Source organism: Chryseobacterium sp. 14P4.3.2 (assembly GCF_057799275.1).
Genome location: NZ_JBYOKO010000055.1, coordinates 1 through 1,260 on the forward strand (window position 1 = coordinate 1; position 1,260 = coordinate 1,260).

Genomic DNA, 1,260 nt, shown 5'->3' on the forward strand with positions numbered 1-1,260 from the left:
ACTTTGCCTTTACTTTGAATTCTATAAAAATGACTAAATTTATTCAAAGGAAAGCAGAGGTGAACTTTAGACTTTGCTGGTAAAGAACCATGCTGCGCATTAGTCCTCTGCCTTCTCTTTGAATCCCGTTGAACAGCTTCAAATAGAATGATAGACATTAAGGTCTAATAAAGGCTCTAAAGAAGTTCAACATTTTGTTTATCCTAAATCCAAAGTTATGAAAAATTATTGCTTCCACATTGGGATTGATGTTTCAAAATTGAAATTGGATGTAAATGTATTAAACATTCAAACCCTTGTATCTGAACACTTTGTCTTGAAAAACGACGTAAAGTCCATCAAGCTTTTCATTAAGACTCTCATAAAACGAAAAATTGATATTTGCGATGTCTTATTCTGTTGCGAAAACACAGGTATTTATACTAATCATTTAATTACAATCTCTACAGATTTGAAACTTGATCTATGGGTAGTTCCCGCCATGGAAATTAAGCGGTCCAAAGGAATTTCCAGAGGTAAAAATGATAAGACCGATGCTAGAGATATTTCTTACTATAGTCTTAGAAATATTGATAAATTAGCATTATACACATTAGCGGAACTAGATATTTTAAAGTTGAAAATGCTTTACACTGAAAGAGAAAAGGTCTTAAAATCTTTATTGATAATGCAAACCTCTAAAGAGAATATTGATTTTGTAAATAAAGAAATTCTCACTCAGATTTCAAAGATCAATAGCAGCTTAGTTTGCGCTATCAAAAAATCCATTAAGATGATAGAGTACAAAATAAAGCAGATTATTCAGTCTAATGAAGAATTACAGAAACAGGCCAGACTCATTAAATCAGTACCTGGAATTGGTGATCAAACAAGCCTTTATTTTATAATTGCTACAAAAGGTTTTACAGCCTTCCCAAGTTGGAGGAAGTTTGCCTGCTATTCTGGCGTTGCACCTTTTGAGTATAGTTCCGGCTCAAGTATTAAGGGAAGAACCAAAGTAAATCATGTGGCTGACAAAAAAATGAAATCCCTGTTACAAATGTGCGCTATGACTTCGATGAAATATGATGCCCAGATAAAAGAATACTATTATAAGAAAAAGGCAGAAGGCAAAAATTCCATGCTAATTTTAAATAATATACGATGTAAACTTATAAGCAGGGTTTTTGCAGTGATTAATCGACAAACTCCGTATATAAACACTTACAAATTTGCGTCATAAATTTTAACGGTTTTTATTTGCTTGTTGTCATAGAATGC

At 32.4% G+C, this 1,260-nt stretch carries 1 protein-coding gene; it reads left to right on the forward strand.

Features of this window, described 5'->3' with window-relative positions; genetic code table 11:
• Positions 1–217: 217 nt before the first annotated feature.
• A complete protein-coding gene (locus AC27VX_RS23725) occupies positions 218–1,222 on the forward strand; it encodes an IS110 family transposase (RefSeq protein WP_488698444.1) in 1,005 nt (334 codons plus the stop codon).
• Positions 1,223–1,260: the final 38 nt, after the last annotated feature.

Bases quoted from the DNA above. Each gene is read 5' to 3' on its own strand.
- AC27VX_RS23725 (WP_488698444.1), top strand. From the start codon at position 218: ATGAAAAATTATTGCTTCCACATTGGGATTGATGTTTCAAAATTGAAA.